This is a genomic window from Hymenobacter sp. AT01-02, assembly GCF_000961955.2.
GTDB lineage: Bacteria > Bacteroidota > Bacteroidia > Cytophagales > Hymenobacteraceae > Hymenobacter > Hymenobacter mucosus.
Genome location: NZ_JZIR02000007.1, coordinates 23817 through 43077 on the forward strand (window position 1 = coordinate 23817; position 19261 = coordinate 43077).

Here is a 19261-nt window from a genome sequence, read left to right on the forward strand (position 1 = left end):
TACTCCTGGTTTACCACCGCATCTTCCGTATTAATACAGAAGCCCGTACTAACACGGAAAAGCCCCGTTGCTAAAAACGAGGGCTTTTTTTGTGCGTACCTGCCTTACCACCTCCCCGATTTACTACCTATGAAAACTTACGCCATTGTCATCCACGGCGGGGCCGTCACGATGGACCCCAGCAAGCTCAGTCCCGAAGAGGAAGCCGCGCAGCGCCACGGGCTGCAAGAGTCCCTGCAAGCAGGCTGGGAAATCTTACACCGGGGCGGTAGTGCCCTCGATGCGGTGGAGGCGGCTGTGCAAAGCCTGGAAAACAACGAGCACTTCAATGCTGGCCGGGGCAGTAGCCTCAACATGCAGGGCGAAGTACAAATGGATGCCGCCATCATGGACGGGCGTACCCTCAATGCCGGCGCCGTAAACAGCGTCCGATACGTCAAGAACCCCGTCAGCCTGGCCCGGATGGTGATGGAGAAGTCTGAGCACGTGTACATAGCCGGCGACGGAGCTACCGAATTTGCCCTGCAGCACGGCCTGACGATGGAAGCTGTGCACTACTTCGAGACGGAAAAAGCTCGTAAAGAGTGGCTGGAAATCATTCAGGAAGAAGAAAAACAGCCCCAGGAGCACGATACCGTGGGAGCCGTGGCCCTCGACCAGGAGGGCAACCTAGCCGTAGCTACCAGCACCGGAGGCATTGAGGGCCAGCAGAAGGGCCGCGTAGGCGACAGCCCGGTATTGGGCGGCGGCACCTACGCCGCCAATGAAGCCTGCGCCGTATCGTGCACCGGCGACGGGGAAGTTATTCTACGGGGTGCCCTAGCCCATGAAGTATATGCCTTGGTGAAGTACAAAGGCTTAACCGCACCCGAAGCCTGCCGCGAAGCCCTCCACTTGCGCGCAGAAGACCTGAAAGGCGACAAAGGCTTCATTGCCATCGATAAAGATGGAAACGTAGCCGTGGAGAGCAACACCAACATCATGCGGTGCGCCTACCGCATCGGCGACGAACAACCCTTCGTGGCCGTGTGGCGCGAGGAACTACCGTAACCTAGCCGCTTGCTTCTTCCCGATAAAGCAACGCGGCGGTAGGTACTAAGTCAGACCCGCGCATTCGCCAGTTGAAATACCGTCAAAACGGCCCGCAGCTTACCGGCCGGTTCCGAAAAAGGCATAAACACCCCATCAGAACTGGCCGGTAAGCTACGGACCGTTTACTACGTTGGTCTTTTGCGGTTCTCCGCCCTACTTCAAGTCAATCACCGACATTGTATGCGGGGCATCCGAGCGCGTATTGACAAAGTTCTTTTCGGGCTTGTCGAAGTCGGACACGTACAGGCGGTTCCCTTTCAGCAGAACCTCGGCGGGCTGGTCTAGCAAACCACCCGCACCATTGGTGTCGCCATTTTGGGCCAGGGTCGTGACGGAATTATCCTTCAGGTTGATGACTTCGATGGCGTTCTGGCGGGAGTTGCACACGTAAGCTTTGTCGGTTTTTCGGTCGATTATCAGGCCGTCGATGCACGGTATCTGCTTGCCCGTGAGCGTGAGGGTTTCTTGCTGAGCTAGGCTGCCATCAGGCTTTAGCGTCACGCGGTAGAACTTACCGTCGCCGAAGGAGCCGGTATACAGGCGGCCCTGACTATCGTAATCCAACCCATCGGCGCCGTTGTCTACATTAGTTTCGTTTACGGTTGTCGTAAACATGGCCAGTACGTGGGGGTCCTTGGTTTTGGGCTTGAGGTGAATAGGCGCCTTGTTGAGCTCGGCAAGGGTGAAATGCAAAATAGCGCTACCCTTGTCGTTGCCAGGCATATCCCACTGGCTGTCGGTTACATAAATGGTGTTGCCTTTCCACACTACCGCATTAGCCAGTCCAAACTTATCCACTACGGTTTCCACCTTGCTGGGCTTGCCATTTTCTACCCGAACGCGCATGAGGCGAGATTTGAAATCCTTGCTGTTTTCGTACTGATTTTCGGCGTAGTACAGGTTGCCGTCGGGTCCAAAGGCCAGGTCCATGGGGGCAGCCTTCTGGGTGGTAGGCTCCACAGGCAAGTTGGTAAGGTAGGGCGTAAGGCCCGCGTCGGTCAGCTCCATAAGCACGGCCGGGTAGGTATTATCTGCCAAGTTGGGCACGGATAGAATGATGCTACCATTGGGGGCCAGCGCCAGGCCATCGGGCGTATTGTGGGCCTCGTCCAGCGTGTAGAGCAGTTGGGGGCGCCCAATGGCGGCTACCGTGTCGGCGGCGGGGGGCACGTGCGCAGCCGTCGTATCAGGGGATGCGCCCGGCGCGGTGGCCGCCTGCTCGGGGTGAGATGAATTGGACTGGCAGCCAGCCAGCAGGGTGCCGCCCAGCAGCAGCGAAGCAAGGGGAGATTTCATAGGTCAGCATAGGGGCGCAACGCCCAGGGTAGAAAGCTGTTCACGTAGGCAGCTTAACGGTACGCCCGGTGGGCAGTTAGCTGATGCCAAAATTTTACAAAGCCCTTTTCCGATTCCTTCCGCCCACTACCCATAGATAATGCACCGACAAATCCGGGGTATTTCCGTAACTAGCTTATGAAACCCAATCCTCCACCTCCAGCACCGGACATTCGCGTCCACCCCAACACATGGCTCAAATCAGCGAAAACAAAGTCGTAACCATCACCTACGACCTGAGCGTTACCGACGAAAACCAGGAGAAAGTCCTCGTCGAGTCGGCCGAGGAAGATGCTCCCATGGTCTTTTTATTTGGCCAAAGCGGCTTGCCCGAAGAGTTTGAGCGCCAGCTCGATGGTAAGCAAGCCGGTGATGAGTTCAGCTTCTCCCTCACCCCGGAGCAAGCCTACGGCGACTACGACCAGCAGGCCGTCGTTGACATTCCTAAAAACGTGTTCGAAATCGACGGCCAGATTGACAGCGAAATGCTGCAAGTGGGCAACTTCCTCCCCATGGCCGACAACCAGGGCCACCATATGCAAGGCAAAGTGGTTGAAATCGGCAACGACTCCGTGAAAATGGACTTCAACCACCCTCTTGCTGGCATGGTTATGCACTTCGACGGCAAAGTAGCCGAGGTACGCGAGGCTACCCGCGAGGAGCTCGACCACGGCCACGTACACGGCGAGGGCGGCCACCATCACTAGGCTTTCCCTACGCTAGGTAGCAGTAAAAACGGGGCCTCTGGGCCCCGTTTTTAGTTTGCGGGCTTCTTACGGCAGCATCTTATGGTATACTTGCCGCCGCTTCTATCCCTTATCCTTTGGTGAATGTCCTTATCTCTCGCCGCCTTAATAGGCCTGGTCAGCTTGCCTCTTTTTCAGCAGCAACCACTCTCAACCGACAGCCTTGTTATTTTTAAAGCCGGCCGCCACTACCACTATCGGGCGCTGTTTGTCAGCCCGGCCGGCGACACGCTATCCAGAGAAAGCATCACCTTAACGCCCAGTGGCACACCCTGGATTGGCCAACCAAGCAAGCAAACCGCCTTCTCGCTTCAGTTCCATTATACCCCGCAGGATTCGCTGACTTTCCTGGCCTACCCTAATCCTAAATCGAAGCTCAAGGAAAAGCCCGAGGTGTATACCTGGTCTAGGTCGATAGTTACCGGGGCCATTGAGAATAGAAAGGAAATTCTGATTCATCCTATCCGAAACAACCAGTACGAGCATTCGGAGGTAGCCCCTTTCCCCCAGATTAAGATCCCCTCGTTGCAAGTGGGGGGCAACTGGAACAGCATGACCGTGATTATGACCGGCTGGGGAGCCTTCAAGGGAACAGTAAAGAGCCACTACGAGGTAGAAAAGCAAGTACCCCGGCAGTATGGCAACCTAACCCTGGCTGACTGCTGGCTGGTGCATGCAGTGGGCAGACACAGTAAACTCGGCACCAGCTACCTAGACTTTTACTTCCACCCCCAATACGGTTTTACCGAAATGAAGTATCGGTTTTATGACGGAACCATCATCTCCTTCGTGCTGGAAAAAGTAACAGATCAGCCTTAGCGAGTCGTGCTGCTCGTACGCGTTGAGCGTGCGTTGCTAGGCCGTGTTCCCACGCCATTCTTCCGCCTCCACCGCAGCTCGTAGCTCCGGCCAGAACTCGCGGAAATCGGCTTGGTACGCGGGCAGCTCGGCCAGGAAGGCGGCGGCTCCCGTCGTGAGTACGGCGGCGGCAGGCACGCGGCGGCTCAGGCCTAGCAAGGCCCTTTCCAGGCCCGCCGGCTGGGCATAATTGGTAAGCCAATCGTCACGACGCATGTAGTACAGCACCTGTTGCAACGGCGGAGGCAACTCCTGGCGGCGGCGGTGCAGAAGGGCGTACAGGCGCTGGGCAAAGGCGGGTAGCGGCTCGGCAGCTACATGGAAATCAGCAAAGTTGCGGGCGAGCAGGTGGTCGTAGCCACATCGGACACTACCCCGGCCCACTTGCCTAGCCCCGCCTGACGTAGGCGGGCGGTAGTACGGCGCACCACGGGATGCGTGTCGGTAAAGGAGTCGATGAAGCGGTGTAGGCGGATGCCTTGTTGCACCGCGTGGGGGTAGGCCAGTAAGCCCGCGCGGCCGCGCACGGCCTCGGCCGCAAAATTACCGACAACAATATCGGCATACTGGGGCGTGGCAGTAGGCGTGCCAGAAAGGAGTAAGTGCGCAAGGAAATTCATGAGTAAGGGGAAGTACGGCAAAATCGGGCAGCTGAACCTTCAAGCGTCCCTATCGTATCCTGTGCTACGATCCTTACACCACCAAAACCCGAAGATAATGGCTGAGCAAGTTGCCGAAAGTCACGATGTGACCAAGCTGATTGACAGAATTAAAGATATTAAGATTGCCATGCTGACCTCTGCCGATGCGGAAGGTGGTCTTCATAGCCGGCCGATGTACACCCAGAAGCCCGATGAAGATGGTACGCTATGGTTTTTCACTGAGAAAGATTCGGCCAAGATTTACGAGGTCCGCAAAGACCAGCACGTAAACCTGGGCTACTCCAAGCCCGACGACAATCTCTACGTTTCAATTTCGGGTACTGCCACGGTACTTACCGATCAGCAGAAAGTAAAAGAACTGTGGACGGAAGGCTTGCGCGCCTGGTTCCCCAAGGGCCCAGAGGACCCCAACATCGCCCTGCTAAAAATCAGCATTGACCGGGGCGAGTACTGGGACCAGCCGAGCAACGTGCTTGTACGCGCCTTTGGCTACGTGAAAGCGGTGGCTACCGGCGAGCGGTACCAGCCCACCGGCGACGAACACACCAAGGTGAACCCACTCTAGGCTTTAACGTTAGCCTAGTAGTTTGAAGAGGACCGGAAGCTTTTCCGGTCCTTTTTTGTTGTTTCGCGTACCGCCCCGGTTTTGGCCCTCCTGCCCAGGCATTTCGCTGGCAGCCCATACCGAACTGTCTGCCGTACCTACTCTGCCTTTCCTTGCTCACTACACTTTCCATCCTCACCCTGCAGCCCGACCAAAAGCGGTGGGCATTTGCGCAGATGGGCACGGCCCAACGGCCCCTGCAACGGGTAGCCGGCCTGTCGTTTCAGAAGTTGCTGGGCAGCGGCGCCGGCGGGTTTGGGGCCCTGCCTAACTTGCACCGCTATGGGTTTATGGCCGTGTGGGAATCAGCCGCTGCCGCCGCAACATTCTTTGCGGAGCATCCGCTGTGGCAGGAGTACCGGCAGCGCACCACCGAAATCTGGACGGCTGAGCTAGCCCCCCTGAAGTCTCACGGGCTTTGGAGCGGAGTCAATCCCTTCGACTACCCGACGGACGTAGCACCCGGCGGCCCCGTGGCTGTACTCACCCGCGCTTCTATCCGCTGGCAGAAAACACCCCGCTTTTGGCGTTATGTGGCTCCTACCAGCGCCACCGTAGCCCAGGCACCCGGCGTGCGGGCCGCCATTGGGCTCGGCGAATTGCCAGTAGTGCGCCAGGCCACGTTCAGCCTCTGGGAATCGGCCCAGGCCATGCAGGACTACGCCTACCGCAGTGAAAAGCACAAAGAAGTTATCAGGCTAACTCGCCAGGAGAAGTGGTACGGGGAAGAGCTGTTTGCCCGATTTCAGGTGCTACGCACGGAAGGCACTTGGGACGGCCAAGACCCCATTTCTAACTTAACGCCCCCGCTTCTGGTCTAATCGGGTAGCTCTGCGCGGAGGGTTGGCGGGAGTCGGAGGTACGGAATCTAAGGCAACTGCTGAGGAGGGCACGGCTGCTACCACCAATTGCACCCGTTGATAGTTGGTACGGGCTTGCAGCCACTGCACTAGCCGGTGTTGCTCTGGCTCTGGCACATCGGCCTGGGTTTCAACGCTGGCTAGTAGCACAGTGTCCGCCGGAAGAGAGTCGCGTAACACGGCCGGACGCACCAGTTGAGCTAGAGCCAAACGGCGCACCGTGGGATGTTCTACCTGCACCTCGCGTAGCAAGTCACCAGGGGCCGGCAACGACGAGCGGGAGGCTGCCACTAGCTGGTGGAGTTGCGTTAGCTCCGCTTCGGGCCGGGCCGGCAACTTGTTCTGGCGGGCACGTACATCCTCGGCTGAGTTTTGGCTCAAGGCTTTTGCATCCAACGAGTCGTAGGCCTGTAAGCCCTGGCGTACAATAAGCTGGGTAGGCAGCAAATGATATTCAATTAATTGACGGCGGGCGGCACCCAAGCGAGCCGCATCAATGGTAGGCCCTAATAACAACACATTGATCTGTCGCTTTCGGGCGTCAATCTGGCGGGTAACTACGTACGTGCCAGGAAAATCCAACTCCTTTCTCACAAAATCTTCAGCCGCGTGCTCATACACGGAGCGTTGCACGATGCGGTAACCCAACCACACGCTGGGTCCTGCTACTACCACGGCCGCCGCTAGCATCAGGCGGCGTACGCGCTTGGCATGCTTCTCATCCTGAAACTCATGCGCGGGCAGACGCAGAAAGCGCATTACCAAGAAAGAAGCCAGCGTGATGAATACGCAGTTGATTGCGAACAGGTAGAACGCTCCCAGAGCATAGTGCCACTGCCCGGAGGCAAGACCATAGCCGACGGTACACAAGGGTGGCATAAGGGCAGTGGCAATGGCCACGCCGGGGATGACATTGCTTTTCTCGCGGCGCGTAAGCCCTACGGCACCAGCCAGCCCCCCAAATAAGGCTATCAGCACGTCCCAGATAGTGGGCTCCGTACGCGCTAACAGTTCCGACTGGGCCTCCCGTAAGGGCGTGAGCATGAAATACACGGTGGACGTAAGCAGGCTGATACCAATGGCCAGCGCTAAGTTGCGCAAAGCTTGTCGCAGCAAGTCTGGGTTATTCGTGGCCGCGCTATAGCCCATGGTCACCAGTGGGCCCATCAGGGGTGAAATCAACATGGCGCCGATGATGACGGCTGTGGAATTAACATTCAGCCCCACGGAGGCGATAAGAATGGCGAAGATGAGCACCCATAAATTAGTACCCCGAAAGGAGGTGTTCGACTTTACGCTTTCCTCAATCACGGCCGGATCGGCGGTGTCATCAAGCAAGTCGAAGCGCTGGCGCAGAAACCGGAATACAACGGAGAGATAGTTCAAAATGAGCTGTTGTCATGGTAGACTCACTATATGCGTACGGTGGAGCTAGCTCAACGTTAACGCTACTGCTTAGCACCGTCCTCTAAGCGTGGTAGCGCGTACCCTGTCTCTTCTTTTTGCATAGCTTGTTTACCTGATTTATGCTGCTTGATGATAAGCATCCGTTGGTAAAAGATCGGCGTGGCTTAAGTGGCTGAGGCTCGCAGCTTCCGCCCACTGGCGTCGGAGCGGATATCCAGCTGGGCATCGTAAGTGCACGGCCGGGCCGCACCATGCGCTACCAATCCGAGTGTTGGGGCCAATAGCAGCGGCCTGGGGCTGTGCATGGTAGCCTGGGCTGTAGCATGTTTGCTTGTAGGGTTTCGTGGTTGTGCTCTCCTGACTATCTAAAACCGGTATTCGCCCAGGAAAAAACTCCTCGCCAAGAACACGGAATGCTCCTACCCATTAGGACCCTAATCTTGCCTATGATTATCCTTTCCCGGCATTTCCACTTAATTTCGCCAGTTCAGCAAGTAACCACCTAATCGGAAGCCCATGCCCGGCTATAGTCCCCAGGAAATTGAAAAGAAGTGGCAAGCCCACTGGAAAGAGCATAATACCTTCAAGGCTGACAACGCTTCTGAGAAGCCCAAGTACTATGTGCTAGATATGTTCCCCTACCCCTCCGGGGCTGGGTTGCACGTAGGCCACCCGCTTGGCTACATTGCCTCCGATATTGTGTCGCGCTACAAGCGCCTGCAGGGCTTCAACGTGCTGCACCCCATGGGCTTCGACTCCTTTGGTCTTCCTGCCGAGCAGTACGCCATTCAAACGGGGCAGCACCCAGCCATCACGACGGAGCAAAACATTGATACCTACATTCGTCAGCTTAACTCCCTGGGGTTCAGCTACGATTGGAGCCGCGAGGTACGCACCTCCGACCCCAATTACTACAAGTGGACTCAGTGGATCTTCTTGAAGCTGTTCAATAGCTGGTACAACCTCGATACCGACCGTGCCGAGCCGCTAAAGACCCTGCTTGATAAGTTTGCCGAGAATGGCAGCCAGGGCATACGCGCCGCCGGGGACGACGAAGAGCGTCATGATTTCACGGCGGGCCAGTGGCAGATGTGGAGTGAGAAGCAGAAGCTGCAAGCGGTGCACCCCTACCGATTGGCTTATCAGTCAGACACCTACGTAAACTGGTGCGCTGGCTTAGGCACGGTGCTTTCCAACGATGAAGTGAAAGACGGCGTATCGGAGCGCGGAGGGTTCCCCGTGGAACGTCGGTTGATGCCACAGTGGAACCTACGCATCACGGCTTACGCCGACCGCCTCCTGCAAGGCCTCGACACCATTGACTGGCCCGAGGCCGTGAAGGAGATGCAGCGCAACTGGATTGGTAAGAGCATCGGCGCCGAGGTGACCTTTGCGGTACAAGGCCACGAGCAGGCGCAAATCAAGGTGTATACCACCCGCGTAGATACCATCTACGGGGCTACCTTCCTCGTGCTTGCTCCCGAGCATGAGTTGGTTAAAACCCTGACAACGCCCGAGCAGCAGGAAGCCGTACAGGCCTACATTGACGCCACCAAGCGCCGCTCAGAGCGCGACCGGATGGCCGATACCAAAACGGTGTCGGGCGCTTTCACGGGCGCTTACGCCCTGAATCCTTTCAACAACGAACCCATCCAAATCTGGATTGCCGACTACGTCCTGGCGGGCTACGGTACTGGCGCCGTTATGGCCGTACCTTCCGGCGACCAGCGCGACTACGTATTTGCCAAGCACTTCAACCTGCCCATCGTGCAGGTTGTTGATCAGCAGCAGATTGAGGAGCAGGCTGACCCCACTAAGGAAGGCAGCTACCTGCACGGCCTTATTACTGGCTTGGGCTATAAGGAAGCTACCCAAATCCTCATTCAGCAGTTGGAAGAACGGGGTATCGGTAAGGGCAAAGTCAACTTCCGTATTCGCGACGCCATCTTCGGCCGCCAGCGGTACTGGGGCGAGCCCATCCCGATTTACTATAAGGACGGCGTAGCCTACGGTGTAGCAGAGGCCGACTTGCCACTGGTGCTACCTGAAATTGACGAGTACAAGCCCACCGAAACGGGTGAGCCGCCCCTAGCCCGCGCCAAGGACTGGAAGTACAAGGGCCAGTATGATTACGAACTGAGCACCATGCCCGGCTGGGCGGGTTCTTCGTGGTACTTCCTGCGCTACATGGACCCCGAAAACCAGGAGCGTTTCGTAGGCCAGGAGCCCGAGCAGTACTGGCAAAATGTAGACCTGTACCTGGGTGGCGCAGAGCACGCCACCGGTCACCTGCTCTACTCCCGCTTCTGGCACCTCTTCCTCAAGGACCTCGGCTTGGTAACTGCGCATGAGCCCTTTCAGAAGCTCATTAACCAGGGCATGATCCTGGGCCGCTCAAATCTTATTTATCGTATTCAGGGCACCAATACTTTTGTAAGTGCTGGCAAAAAGGACGAATACAAAACGACCGAGCTACATGTCGATGTTAACATTGTCGACAACGACATACTCAACTTAGAGGCTTTTAAGAAGTGGAGGGCAGAATATTCCACGGCCGAGTTCATTCTGGAGGATGACGGCACCTACGTTTGCGGTACGTTAGTGGAAAAAATGTCAAAGTCGCTCTACAACGTAGTGAACCCCGACACGCTCATCGAGAAGTTTGGGCTGATGCGCTGCGTTTGTACGAGATGTTCCTGGGGCCGCTGGAGCAATTCAAGCCATGGAATACCAATGGCATGAGCGGCGTAGCGGGCTTCCTCAAGAAGCTCTGGCGCCTCTACCACCCCCAGGATGGCGACTTCGCCGTAACTGATGAAGCGCCTAAACCCGCCGAACTGAAGGCTTTGCACAAGGCCATCAAGAAGGTAGAGGAAGACATTGAGAAGTTCTCGTTCAATACCACCGTCAGCGCCCTCATGATTACGGTGAACGAGCTGACGACCCTGAACACGCACAACCGCGCTATTCTAGAGCCGCTCGTTGTTCTTATCTCGCCCTACGCCCCGCACTTGGCGGAGGAGCTGTGGCAGAAACTAGGCCACGAAGCCGGTAGCATCAGTTCCGTTGCCTACCCTGAGTTTAAGGAGGAATACTTGGTAGAAGACACGGTGAACTATCCCGTAGCCATCAATGGCAAGGTGCGGGAGCAGCTACAGTTCCCGGCTACCGCCACGGCCGCTGAAATTGAGGCCGCTGTGCGCGCTACGGATATCCTGGCCCGATTTGCTGAAGGCAAGGAAGCCAAGAAGGTGATTGTAGTACCCGGCCGTATGGTAAACGTGGTCGTGTAATCTGGCAGACTCTTAGTAAAAAAGGCCCGTTGGAGTATTCCAACGGGCCTTTTTATTCGTACGGAATAGCGCAGTCGAGAAATCCAGATGGCTATTATGAGAATCTCTGAGCCGTGGCGGAAGTTAGCTTACAGGCCTTGGCACGAGTAACCCGTAGTTTACTCCTGCTCAGCAGCGGCTAGTTGTTCCCGCTGCTTTTTAGGCAGGGATGCGCGTACCAAGTCGTAAGAATGATCAATTAGCTCGCGAAACTGATGAGCCGGAACGCCAGTGCCCATTAGAATGGTATTCCAATGCTTTTTATTCATGTGAAAGCCCGGAAGCACGTAGTCGTGCTGCTCGCGTAGCTCCACGGCCCGCTCGGGGTCACACTTCAGATTAACGCTGCCAAAGGTATTGATATCAGTGAGGGCGAAGAGTTTGCCTACCACTTTGAACACAAGCGTATCGGGGCCAAAGGGAGTTTCTTCGGTTACGCCTGCTTTCAACAGGCAGTAGTCACGGAAATCTTCGATGTTCATACAAGTCAGAGGGCTAATAACAGGAAAGACCGCCATGCTACCCAGCGGAGCACAACGGTCTTCTATAGAAAACGCTACAAGTTAGCGAAGGAACCAGCGGTACAGCAGTACAATGAACCCCACCAAGAACATGGCCATGCTCAGCTTGTTGATGAAGTGCATGGTGCGCAGGTTAAAATTGGTGTGGCGGTTCGGGTCGTTCTTGCGGAAGAAGTATCCGAACACGGGGGCCAGGTTAAACAGGTCTTTGCGCATGAGAAGATGAATTGTGGATGTGCGAAAATAACATCTGCCAGGGCAGAAAGATTTGTTTTTCAGGCAAAAAGAACGGCATTTATTTTGGCTACTACCGCGTCTCAGCGTCTAGCTCTATCGATAGTACCCGAAGGCCTAAACGCACTGATAATGAGCTGCTAACTCAAGCATTATACGCAAGGTTATCACTGCTTAGAGCGGGCAATATGCACGTATCTTCTTTCCTAACACCCTCTACCTAGCTACTGGTAAATGGCTTCGATGCGCTGTTGGTTATTTTGGCTGATGATCTTACGCTTTACTTTCATAGTGGGAGTCAACTCACCCGATTCTACGCTCCACAGCTCCGGCAGCAGCACTACCTTTTTGATTTGTTCCCATTGGGCGAAGGCAGCATTGGCCTGCTGTACTAACTGGTCATAGAGCTGTTGCACCTGAGCGTGAGCCGCCAAGGCCGCATCGGAAAGGTCAGTAGGCAAGCCACGTTTCTGAGCCCAGGCGCGCAGCTCGGTAAAAGCGGGCACTAACAGCGCCGCGGCAAACTTCTGCCCCTCACCTACTACCATTACCTGCTCTACCAACGGCGACTCGGCTAGCTTAGATTCCAAGGGCTGCGGAGCCACGTACTTACCGTTGGAAGTTTTAAACATCTCCTTCTTGCGGTCCGTGATTTTCAGGAAGCGACCCGCAATAAACTCCCCGATGTCGCCGGTATGCAGCCAGCCATCGGAATCAATAACTTCCTGGGTCAGATCGGGTCGATTGTAGTAGCCCTGCATCACGGAAGGCGAGCGAGTCAGAATTTCACCGTCGGCGGCAATTTTCACTTCCACGCCTGGAATTACGGGGCCTACCGCCCCAATCAGGTTGCCCTCGGGCACGGGCTGGCTAGCAGCAATAACAGGGGCCGTTTCCGTCATGCCATAGCCTTCCATTACCCGAATACCGGCGGCCCAGAACACTCGAGCCAGGCGCGGCTGCAAGGCACCACCCCCACTCACGATATAGCAGATTTTACCTCCCATAGCCTCGCGCAACTTGCTGAACACTAGCTTGTTAGCTAGTGCCAACTGGGCGTTATACCACATGCCTTGGTTCTGCTGCGTATCGTAGCGCAAGCCTAAGTCTAGCGCCCAGAAGAACAGCTTTTTCTTTGCCCCCGTCAGCTCCTGGCCTTTCGCCACAATCTTATCATAGATTTTTTCTAGCAGGCGTGGCACCGTGGTAAATACCTGGGGCTGCACTTCGCGCAGGTTGTCGGCTATGCGCTCTACGCTCTCAGCGTACCATACACTGAAACCTAACTGCAGGTAGAGGTAGGTGGCCGTGCGCTCAAAAATATGGCTGAGGGGCAGGAAGCTCAACGCCTTATTGCCGGCAGGCAGCGGCAGATAACCCGTTAGGTTCTCGCAATTATAAAGGATGTTACGGTGGCTGAGCATCACACCCTTGGGCCGGCCCGTAGTGCCCGAAGTATAAATTAGCGTAAGTAAGTCGTCGGGCTGCACGGCGGCTTTCAGCGTCTCCAACTCGGCTACCTCGGCGGACTTACCCAGGACTAGCAAGCTCTGGAAATTACCGACCTCGGGCAGTTCATCGAACGAGAAAATGTGCTCCGGCCCAGGTGTCATGCCCGCCACGGCTTCCTGCACCCGGCTCAACAGCTTCTTGTTTTCCACCAGTACTACCCGCACGCCGGCATCCTGAAATATGTGGCGGTAGTCCTCCACCGTAATGGTGGGGTACATTGGTACGCTTACGGCTCCCAGCTGAGCAATGCCAAAATCAGCAATAACCCACTCAGGGCGGTTGGTGGAAATGATGGCGACCTTGTCACCTGGCTCAACGCCCAGCTGGCGCAAACCCAAGCTAACCTGGTTGCTGAGCTCCTGCACGCGCTGCGCGCTCAGTGGTTGCCAGCTACCGTCTTTTTTTGCCACCAGGCAGTCGGCCTGGGGCGTGGTGGTAGCAAGATGAGCAAGCAGGTCGAAGGTGCGGCGAAAAGTCATGCAGAAACGGGATGGCAGGGAGACGCAGGTCAATTGCAAACCGCAAAATTAACCCAATGGGTGCGTTGGGGAGCAGAATAACATAATTTTATCCACTGGCGCCGCCCAAGCACTTGGCGGGGGCACCACATCCCTAGTTCTACCTAGTACTTTCCATTCCTACCCTCCTTTTATGTTCCATACTCGTCTTGTTTTTGCGCTGATCGTAGGGTCGGCTACCGCCGTAACGGCTCAAACGCCCGCTTCCGAAACGGCAGCCGTGCAGAAAACCATTCAGGCGTTTTTCGATGGTATGCGCCGCGCCGATAGCGCAGCCGTGCGCCGTACCCTAGCGCCAGGTGCTGTGTTTCACACGCTCAGCTCCCGCAATGGCCAAACGGTGCTCCGACCGGAAAGCCCAACGGAGTTTGTAAAAGCAGTAGGAAGCCCGCACAAGGAAGTTTGGGATGAGCGCATCACCTTCGATAAGGTTTTGATTGATGCCAACTTGGCTAGCGTGTGGACGCCGTATGAATTTTACCTGGGTAGCACCTTCAGCCATTGTGGATACAACTCCTTCCAACTCGTGAAGCTCACAGACGGCTGGAAAATTGCCCACATCATCGACACGCGCCGCAAGGAAAAGTGTAAGTAGCGGGCGTGGCTACTTCCGCCGGTCTTTTGGCAGCTCGGCGGGGAAAGGTGGGGCTATGAGAGGATAGTTGTTGCGCACCAACGGGGCCGAGGGCGTAGGCTGCCGCCAACTAGTGACGGCGGCGGGGCGCAGCTCAAACTCATCAAACCACACTTTTCGGCCGCGCATCCAGAAGCGCAGGCGCTGACCGGGCTGGCGCACGCGCAGTCGCACGGTCAGCCGCACCCAGTCGCCTAGAATATCGGGGCTATATTTCGTGTGGGCCTGCGCACTATCGAGCACGGCACCGGTAGCACTAAGCAGGCTGCCATGCAGGGTGGGCAGGTCGGTGGTGCGGGCATAGGCCCAAATGGAGGCTTCGTACCAGCCAGCTTGCTGCTGCGGCTGATTCAGCAGAAAGAATCCGTTCTTGCGCAGCCCCTGGGCGCTACCGCCTTGGAATGCTGGCAGCTTGTCGGCCCCGCTAAAGGAAGGCTCCTGGGCGGGCGTATCGAAGCCTAGGTGCACTATCTGCGGAGCCGAGGCCGACGCCCAGTAACCGGGGCGGGCTATTAGCTGAGCGCGTTGCTGCCGGAAGGAGGCGGTAAGTGCGGGCCGGTTTTCCAGCTGGCTTATGGGTAGCTCGGCCAACCATACAGTGGAATCGCGGTAGAAAATATGGGCCCGGGCAAGCAGTGAAGCTTCTGTTGAATCTAGCTCTTCCCCGGCCGCTACGAGCACCAGCAAAGGCCGTTGGTCGGGGTAGTGAGCTAACACGGGCTTGTCGATGGCTGGGTGGCTCAGCAGTTGACCGGTAGCTTGGGCCTGATACAGCGGCGTGCGAGACAGCATAGTGGCGGCCAGCGGCATTCCCATCTCCAGCGAAGCACGCATGCTCTCGTATGAGCTTTTGTCGCCGTGACCAATTGAGAATACCTCGCTGCCCAAGAGGTAAAACGGCAGTGGCACCAGAGCCTGAAACTCTTGGGCTTGGCGACCAGCTTGCCGCAGCCGCTGGGGGTAGGTGGTGGAAGTAGCGCTCAGCGTGCGGCCTCTTCCGCGCTCAGGATGCAGAATACGGTAGGATTTGTGGGCCGTGTTGAAGACGCCCTCCACGGCCCACAGCAGCAAACAGGCGCTTAATACGCCGGTAGCTACCTCCTTACGGCCACGCTGGCGCAACCAACGGAAGCCTTGGTAGAGCGCATACGCAGCGTACACGGAGTAGAAGTAGTAGAAGATCCAGGCAAAGCGCCCAATAGAGCGAAACTGCCGGATGGGCCCGAGGAAGTTCAGCAGCCCTTCTAAGCCCCACCGAAACGGCCAGCCCATGGAAAAAAGTAGAATCAATAGCCCGGCCCAAAGGCTTACGCGCAGCACTGGCGGCAGGGCCGGCCATCGGAGTCGGCGCCACTGCCGGCGCCGCAGCCGCTGCCCTACCCGTACCAGAGTAGCCAGGGTGATAAGAGTAGCCACAAGACCCACATACGCCTGGCCTTCCCAGCTAGGATCGGGGGTATGGAAGACGCGCTGCCACGCTTCGCGCACTGGCGTTTCAACCGGGAAGAACACACTCCACACCGAAGAACTGTAAGCAAAGAAGCCGTAGGGATTGGTGGGCCGATCGGCGGCGAAAGGGTCCGTCAGTGCCAATGACGCCTGAAACAGCACCATCGGCACGGCTACCGTGGCCAGCACCCGCAACCAAAAACCGACAGACGGCCGACCGCGCAGCGCCTTAGGCCGCTGCCACCACGCTACAGCACTGTGCGCCAGCAAAAGCAAGGCGCTGATGGCTAAGTAGTAGGGATGCAGAAAACCGAATACCGTGGTGAGCGTGGCGTAGGCAGCATACCACAAGCCTGGCCGGCGCGTAGTGGTTTCAGTGGCCCGCACCAGCGCATACCAGAGCAAGGGAATGACACAGGAGTACGACAGCGCGTAGTGGCCCAGCATGCGCTCTAGCTGAGGCGCCAGCAATACAATGAGCCCAGTAGCCAAGGCCGCATACCATGCGGGCAGGCGGCAGCGCCGCAACAGTGCCAGCAGCGGCGGCACGCTCAATAGTTGGGCCAGCAGCATCAGCACGTTGAACACCGCTACCACATCCAAGGCCACACCCTGGCGGTGGAACACCCCTAAGACATAGGCCAGCGGCGGCTGGTTATCGGTGAACACCACGTGTTCACCGAAGGGATAATTCATACCGCTGAACCACCACGCAGTGTCGTGCTGCACATACCACGCCGCGGTGTAGTAGTTCTTGATACCATCATCAATACTACTGAAGAGGTAGCCCCCTGGATGCTCCACAATGGGCGCAAACAGCGCACTACCCAGCAGCCCAACGGCCAACACCACGACCAGCGTTAGCCAGTGCCGGCTCCGCTGATTGCGCACTTGCATACTCATATAAATCGGGCCAGCAGAATTTTGAGGAAGCTCCCACTTTCGTTGAGCAGAATCTTCGGATTCATGCGCGAAAAGATAACGCCTGGCTTGAGACGTACCGGCACTGGCCGCACCCGCAAGCGGGCGCCAGGCCGCGAAGCCAGAAAGATAAACTCTAAGTCAAACAGGTACCGGTCGATTTTTCCGCGCAGGAATACGTGTCTTCCCTGTTCGTTGAAGCCCTTGAGCCCGCACTGCGTATCCGAAACTGGCAAACCTAGTAAAAGGCCCGTGCTGCGGCGTAGCATCTTGGAAATGAACACCCGGCCGGCTGGCACTTTGGCGTAGTACGCTTCGTCGCGGGTGCCCACGGCTACATCGCACTGGCCCGTCCGCAGGGCTTCGAGCACCGTAGCCATGCTGGTTTCCTCGTACGGAAAGTCGATGTCGGTGAACAGGCACATCGGCTCCGTTACCTGACTGATGCCCGTGCGCAAGGCGTAGCCCTTGCCTTTATTTAGGGAATACGTGAGGTAGGTGAAGTGGGGCAGGCTGGCCCGCAGGAAGTGCACGTCGTCGTCGGTAACGGCGGCGCTACCATCGTTGACGAGGTAGAGGTGCACGGGGCGGGCTTCGGTAGGCAATAGAGCTTCGAACCGGGCTAAGCTGGATACAATGTTGGCAGTCCAGCCGGCGGGCGGGTTGTAACAGGGCAGTACCAGGGCCAGTGGTGAAGCAGGGGCGGGCGTCCGACTCAAGCGGAAAAGCGAATAAAGGGCAGGAAAATTCTACCAAATATCCGGGAATTGTTCCAGCTCCCGACCAAGCTCAACTTATTACTTGCCGAATGGTGACTAGTACTATCCCTAAAGCCGGCGGCTTAGCTCCTACTCGCTTGGCTCATGGGGTTCCGCTCAGCACTAATCCCTAGGACCACAGTGGCAAGCGTACGGCGGTCAGAAAACGGGTACGCGCCGCAAAGGAGAACCGTCTACTTTCCAGCTATCCAGTTCGTATAGCTCGCCTTCCTCATCTAGGTAAAGCGAGGCCAGCACGGCTACCCCATCCTCATCCGAGTACCACAGTTCCGCAATGGAGCTACCCAAGCGGCGGCGCAGCTTTGTGCTCACGAACCGGATGCTTCCCACGCCACCATCGGTCAGGTCTTCTACCTGGGCCGTGGGCAATACCGCTAAAAGGTGCTCTACGTGCGGTTTGCCGCGCAGCATATAAAGCAGCAAGCCCAACTCAGGCAAGGTTAGCAAACGGGAGGCCATACAGATATACGTAACGGTACCGCCCAGAACCCACTCCAATAAAATAAGAAGAGGACCCTACGCACTACCCAGGCTACTCCTGTGGTTTTACGCTTTTGGCGCTTGCGTGGCCTATTCCTTAGCCAGTTTCACGATGTCGGGCACCTCCAGAACTGACCTGGAGTAGCCGCGTTGCGCCACCCGAATCATGGCCTCCCCTAGCTCTGATAGCTTAGAAACGTACTTGGGCGCTACCGTCCGTAACACCGGATATAGCCACCCAATCAAATGGTAGTAGCCTTTCACATGCTTCTGCCCGGGGGTAGCGCGCATAAAAGCCGGCCGAAACATGTAGGCGTGCGCGAAGCCCAGTTGTAGCAAGGCATTTTCCGTTTCGCCCTTTACCCGCGCCCACATCTGCCCGCTTTTCAAGGTACCATCCGTACCCGCCCCCGACACGAAGCAGAACGTGAGGTCGGGGTTGCGGGGCAGTAGTATGTGGGCGAAATGCAGGGTGAGGTCGTAGGTCAGGCGGCGGTACTCCGCCTCCTTCATACCCACGGACGAGGCGCCCAGGCAGAAAAAACAAGCGTTGTAGCCCGCAAGCTGGTCTTGGATTGGTGAGAGGTTGTGGAAATCGGCGTGCAGGATTTCCCGCAGCTTGGGGTGCTGGCGGCCGCTGGGCTTGCGGCTAAGGGAGAGCACCTGCTCCACTTCGGGGCTGTTCAAGCACTCCAGCAGTACGCCCTCTCCTACCATGCCGGTAGCCCCCGTTAAGATAACGCGTAGTTTCATGGGGAAGCAGACGGATAAGCGGCGCGGATGCTTTAACGATCATCCTCCAAGTCTTCGTAACCAGTGAACTCAGAGCCCATATACGCAGCGGCTTCGTACGCATCTACTGGGTATTCCTCCACAGATACCGAATTCAAAAAGAGCTGGCCTAACGAGCAGTTCATCTTAATGAAGAACTTTCTTGGGTCTTCCGCCTCCTGTTCCCAGAAATAATCATGAAACAGATAGCCAGCCTGCAGATCTTGAATATCCAGGGCAATTGGATCACCCGTTGATCCGCTGCCTATCACTAGCAAACCCGCGCGAAGGGCTCGTTGGAAACCATCCTCCCACTCAAGATTTTTCTTGAAGCAATTTGCCTGGTCATAGTGTAGCTCTCCGATTTCAAGATCTATGTTGAAAGAAAAGGCTACAAAGAACTGTTGTGCTTCTTCCGGCAAACCAATTCGGCGAAGCACCTCTTTATTCTCGTCTCGTAACGGTTCAGAATGTACTCTCATCTTGATGCCGGCTATTTCCATAGCCTGTCGCATCATTTCCGCATGCATCATGAACGCGCTTTTG

Annotated in this window: 18 protein-coding genes and 1 pseudogene; 7 read left to right on the forward strand and 12 right to left on the reverse strand. The window is 56.7% G+C overall.

The features are described 5' to 3' along the window. Positions 1 to 129 precede the first annotated feature (129 nt). Positions 130 to 1050, forward strand: a complete 921-nt coding sequence (locus VI25_RS02755; RefSeq protein ID WP_045689488.1) for an isoaspartyl peptidase/L-asparaginase family protein — start codon at positions 130 to 132, stop codon at positions 1048 to 1050. Positions 1051 to 1245: 195 nt separating this feature from the next. Here VI25_RS02755 and VI25_RS02760 read toward each other — a convergent pair whose 3' ends face one another. Continuing rightward, entirely contained in the window at positions 1246 to 2388 is a 1143-nt protein-coding gene (locus VI25_RS02760) for an SMP-30/gluconolactonase/LRE family protein (protein WP_045689487.1), read from the reverse strand. A 230-nt stretch (positions 2389 to 2618) separates the two neighbouring features. Between VI25_RS02760 and VI25_RS02765 the strand changes: the two genes are divergently transcribed. Together VI25_RS02765 and VI25_RS02770 are read left to right on the forward strand one after the other, a co-directional pair. Continuing rightward, a complete protein-coding gene (locus tag VI25_RS02765; protein ID WP_045689486.1) occupies positions 2619 to 3134 on the forward strand; it encodes a peptidylprolyl isomerase in 516 nt (171 codons plus the stop codon). A 123-nt stretch (positions 3135 to 3257) separates the two neighbouring features. Beyond that, complete coding sequence (locus VI25_RS02770) at positions 3258 to 3992, forward strand: hypothetical protein (protein ID WP_045689485.1); 735 nt, start codon at positions 3258 to 3260, stop codon at positions 3990 to 3992. A gap of 36 nt (positions 3993 to 4028) precedes the next feature. On the opposite strand, the gene VI25_RS23850 is transcribed toward VI25_RS02770, so the two are convergent. Continuing rightward, the gene (locus tag VI25_RS23850; RefSeq protein ID WP_082455374.1) at positions 4029 to 4415 is read right to left on the reverse strand and encodes an acyl carrier protein phosphodiesterase; all 387 of its coding nucleotides are present in this window, start codon (positions 4413 to 4415) and stop codon (positions 4029 to 4031) included. Further along, positions 4346 to 4651, reverse strand: a complete 306-nt coding sequence (locus tag VI25_RS23855) for a hypothetical protein (protein ID WP_052695373.1) — start codon at positions 4649 to 4651, stop codon at positions 4346 to 4348. Before VI25_RS23855 ends, VI25_RS23850 begins: the two co-directional genes overlap by 70 nt. 97 nt (positions 4652 to 4748) lie before the next feature. Between VI25_RS23855 and VI25_RS02785 the strand changes: the two genes are divergently transcribed. Both VI25_RS02785 and VI25_RS02790 read left to right on the forward strand, forming a co-directional pair. Continuing rightward, on the forward strand, positions 4749 to 5258 hold the full coding sequence (locus tag VI25_RS02785; protein ID WP_045689484.1) for a pyridoxamine 5'-phosphate oxidase family protein: 510 nt from the start codon (positions 4749 to 4751) through the stop codon (positions 5256 to 5258). Between the two features lie 152 nt (positions 5259 to 5410). Then, a complete protein-coding gene (locus VI25_RS02790; RefSeq protein ID WP_045689483.1) occupies positions 5411 to 6118 on the forward strand; it encodes a hypothetical protein in 708 nt (235 codons plus the stop codon). On the opposite strand, the gene VI25_RS02795 is transcribed toward VI25_RS02790, so the two are convergent. Next, complete coding sequence (locus VI25_RS02795; protein ID WP_052695372.1) at positions 6095 to 7543, reverse strand: DUF389 domain-containing protein; 1449 nt, start codon at positions 7541 to 7543, stop codon at positions 6095 to 6097. The two genes, VI25_RS02790 and VI25_RS02795, sit on opposite strands and share 24 nt — an antisense overlap. Positions 7544 to 8080: 537 nt before the next feature. On the opposite strand from VI25_RS02795, the pseudogene leuS reads away from it, so the two are divergent. Further along, positions 8081 to 10857 (forward strand): annotated as a pseudogene (gene leuS, locus VI25_RS02800) (leucine--tRNA ligase). A gap of 158 nt (positions 10858 to 11015) precedes the next feature. Here leuS and VI25_RS02805 read toward each other — a convergent pair. From VI25_RS02805 to VI25_RS02810, 3 genes are all read right to left on the reverse strand, one after another. Then, positions 11016 to 11378 carry an MmcQ/YjbR family DNA-binding protein gene (locus VI25_RS02805; protein ID WP_045689482.1) on the reverse strand — a complete coding sequence of 121 codons (363 nt, stop codon included), beginning with the start codon at positions 11376 to 11378 and terminating at the stop codon, positions 11016 to 11018. Between the two features lie 81 nt (positions 11379 to 11459). After that, on the reverse strand, positions 11460 to 11633 hold the full coding sequence (locus tag VI25_RS25580) for a DUF6728 family protein (RefSeq protein WP_173664779.1): 174 nt from the start codon (positions 11631 to 11633) through the stop codon (positions 11460 to 11462). 242 nt (positions 11634 to 11875) lie between these two features. Next, complete coding sequence (locus tag VI25_RS02810; RefSeq protein WP_045689481.1) at positions 11876 to 13642, reverse strand: AMP-dependent synthetase/ligase; 1767 nt, start codon at positions 13640 to 13642, stop codon at positions 11876 to 11878. 172 nt (positions 13643 to 13814) lie between these two features. Here VI25_RS02810 and VI25_RS02815 point away from each other — a divergent pair, with 172 nt between their 5' ends. Beyond that, on the forward strand, positions 13815 to 14276 hold the full coding sequence (locus tag VI25_RS02815) for a nuclear transport factor 2 family protein (RefSeq protein ID WP_045689480.1): 462 nt from the start codon (positions 13815 to 13817) through the stop codon (positions 14274 to 14276). Positions 14277 to 14285: 9 nt separating this feature from the next. On the opposite strand, the gene VI25_RS02820 is transcribed toward VI25_RS02815, so the two are convergent. From VI25_RS02820 to VI25_RS02840, 5 genes are all read right to left on the reverse strand, one after another. Continuing rightward, positions 14286 to 16667 carry a hypothetical protein gene (locus tag VI25_RS02820; protein WP_143436943.1) on the reverse strand — a complete coding sequence of 794 codons (2382 nt, stop codon included), beginning with the start codon at positions 16665 to 16667 and terminating at the stop codon, positions 14286 to 14288. Continuing rightward, positions 16664 to 17404, reverse strand: coding sequence for a glycosyltransferase (locus tag VI25_RS02825; protein ID WP_052695371.1), 741 nt, complete (start codon positions 17402 to 17404; stop codon positions 16664 to 16666). Before VI25_RS02825 ends, VI25_RS02820 begins: the two co-directional genes overlap by 4 nt. A gap of 198 nt (positions 17405 to 17602) precedes the next feature. Next, complete coding sequence (locus VI25_RS02830) at positions 17603 to 17923, reverse strand: DUF6984 family protein (RefSeq protein ID WP_045689501.1); 321 nt, start codon at positions 17921 to 17923, stop codon at positions 17603 to 17605. Positions 17924 to 18034: 111 nt separating this feature from the next. Beyond that, positions 18035 to 18697 (reverse strand): epimerase, encoded by a 663-nt coding sequence (locus VI25_RS02835; RefSeq protein ID WP_045689477.1) that lies wholly within the window; start codon positions 18695 to 18697, stop codon positions 18035 to 18037. Between the two features lie 32 nt (positions 18698 to 18729). Next, on the reverse strand, positions 18730 to 19248 hold the full coding sequence (locus VI25_RS02840; protein WP_045689476.1) for a hypothetical protein: 519 nt from the start codon (positions 19246 to 19248) through the stop codon (positions 18730 to 18732). Positions 19249 to 19261 lie beyond the last annotated feature (13 nt).

What these genes read in the sequence shown, in the direction of transcription:
- VI25_RS02805 (WP_045689482.1), bottom strand. Translation starts at nt 11,378, where the DNA reads ATGAACATCGAAGATTTCCGTGACTACTGCCTGTTGAAAGCAGGCGTA.
- VI25_RS02830 (WP_045689501.1), bottom strand. Translation starts at nt 17,923, where the DNA reads ATGGCCTCCCGTTTGCTAACCTTGCCTGAGTTGGGCTTGCTGCTTTAT.
- VI25_RS02820 (WP_143436943.1), bottom strand. Translation starts at nt 16,667, where the DNA reads ATGAGTATGCAAGTGCGCAATCAGCGGAGCCGGCACTGGCTAACGCTG.
- VI25_RS02815 (WP_045689480.1), top strand. Translation starts at nt 13,815, where the DNA reads ATGTTCCATACTCGTCTTGTTTTTGCGCTGATCGTAGGGTCGGCTACC.
- VI25_RS02755 (WP_045689488.1), top strand. Translation starts at nt 130, where the DNA reads ATGAAAACTTACGCCATTGTCATCCACGGCGGGGCCGTCACGATGGAC.
- VI25_RS02810 (WP_045689481.1), bottom strand. Translation starts at nt 13,642, where the DNA reads ATGACTTTTCGCCGCACCTTCGACCTGCTTGCTCATCTTGCTACCACC.
- VI25_RS02765 (WP_045689486.1), top strand. Translation starts at nt 2,619, where the DNA reads ATGGCTCAAATCAGCGAAAACAAAGTCGTAACCATCACCTACGACCTG.
- VI25_RS02770 (WP_045689485.1), top strand. Translation starts at nt 3,258, where the DNA reads ATGTCCTTATCTCTCGCCGCCTTAATAGGCCTGGTCAGCTTGCCTCTT.
- VI25_RS23855 (WP_052695373.1), bottom strand. Translation starts at nt 4,651, where the DNA reads ATGAATTTCCTTGCGCACTTACTCCTTTCTGGCACGCCTACTGCCACG.
- VI25_RS02840 (WP_045689476.1), bottom strand. Translation starts at nt 19,248, where the DNA reads ATGATGCATGCGGAAATGATGCGACAGGCTATGGAAATAGCCGGCATC.
- VI25_RS02785 (WP_045689484.1), top strand. Translation starts at nt 4,749, where the DNA reads ATGGCTGAGCAAGTTGCCGAAAGTCACGATGTGACCAAGCTGATTGAC.
- VI25_RS25580 (WP_173664779.1), bottom strand. Translation starts at nt 11,633, where the DNA reads ATGCGCAAAGACCTGTTTAACCTGGCCCCCGTGTTCGGATACTTCTTC.
- VI25_RS02760 (WP_045689487.1), bottom strand. Translation starts at nt 2,388, where the DNA reads ATGAAATCTCCCCTTGCTTCGCTGCTGCTGGGCGGCACCCTGCTGGCT.
- VI25_RS02835 (WP_045689477.1), bottom strand. Translation starts at nt 18,697, where the DNA reads ATGAAACTACGCGTTATCTTAACGGGGGCTACCGGCATGGTAGGAGAG.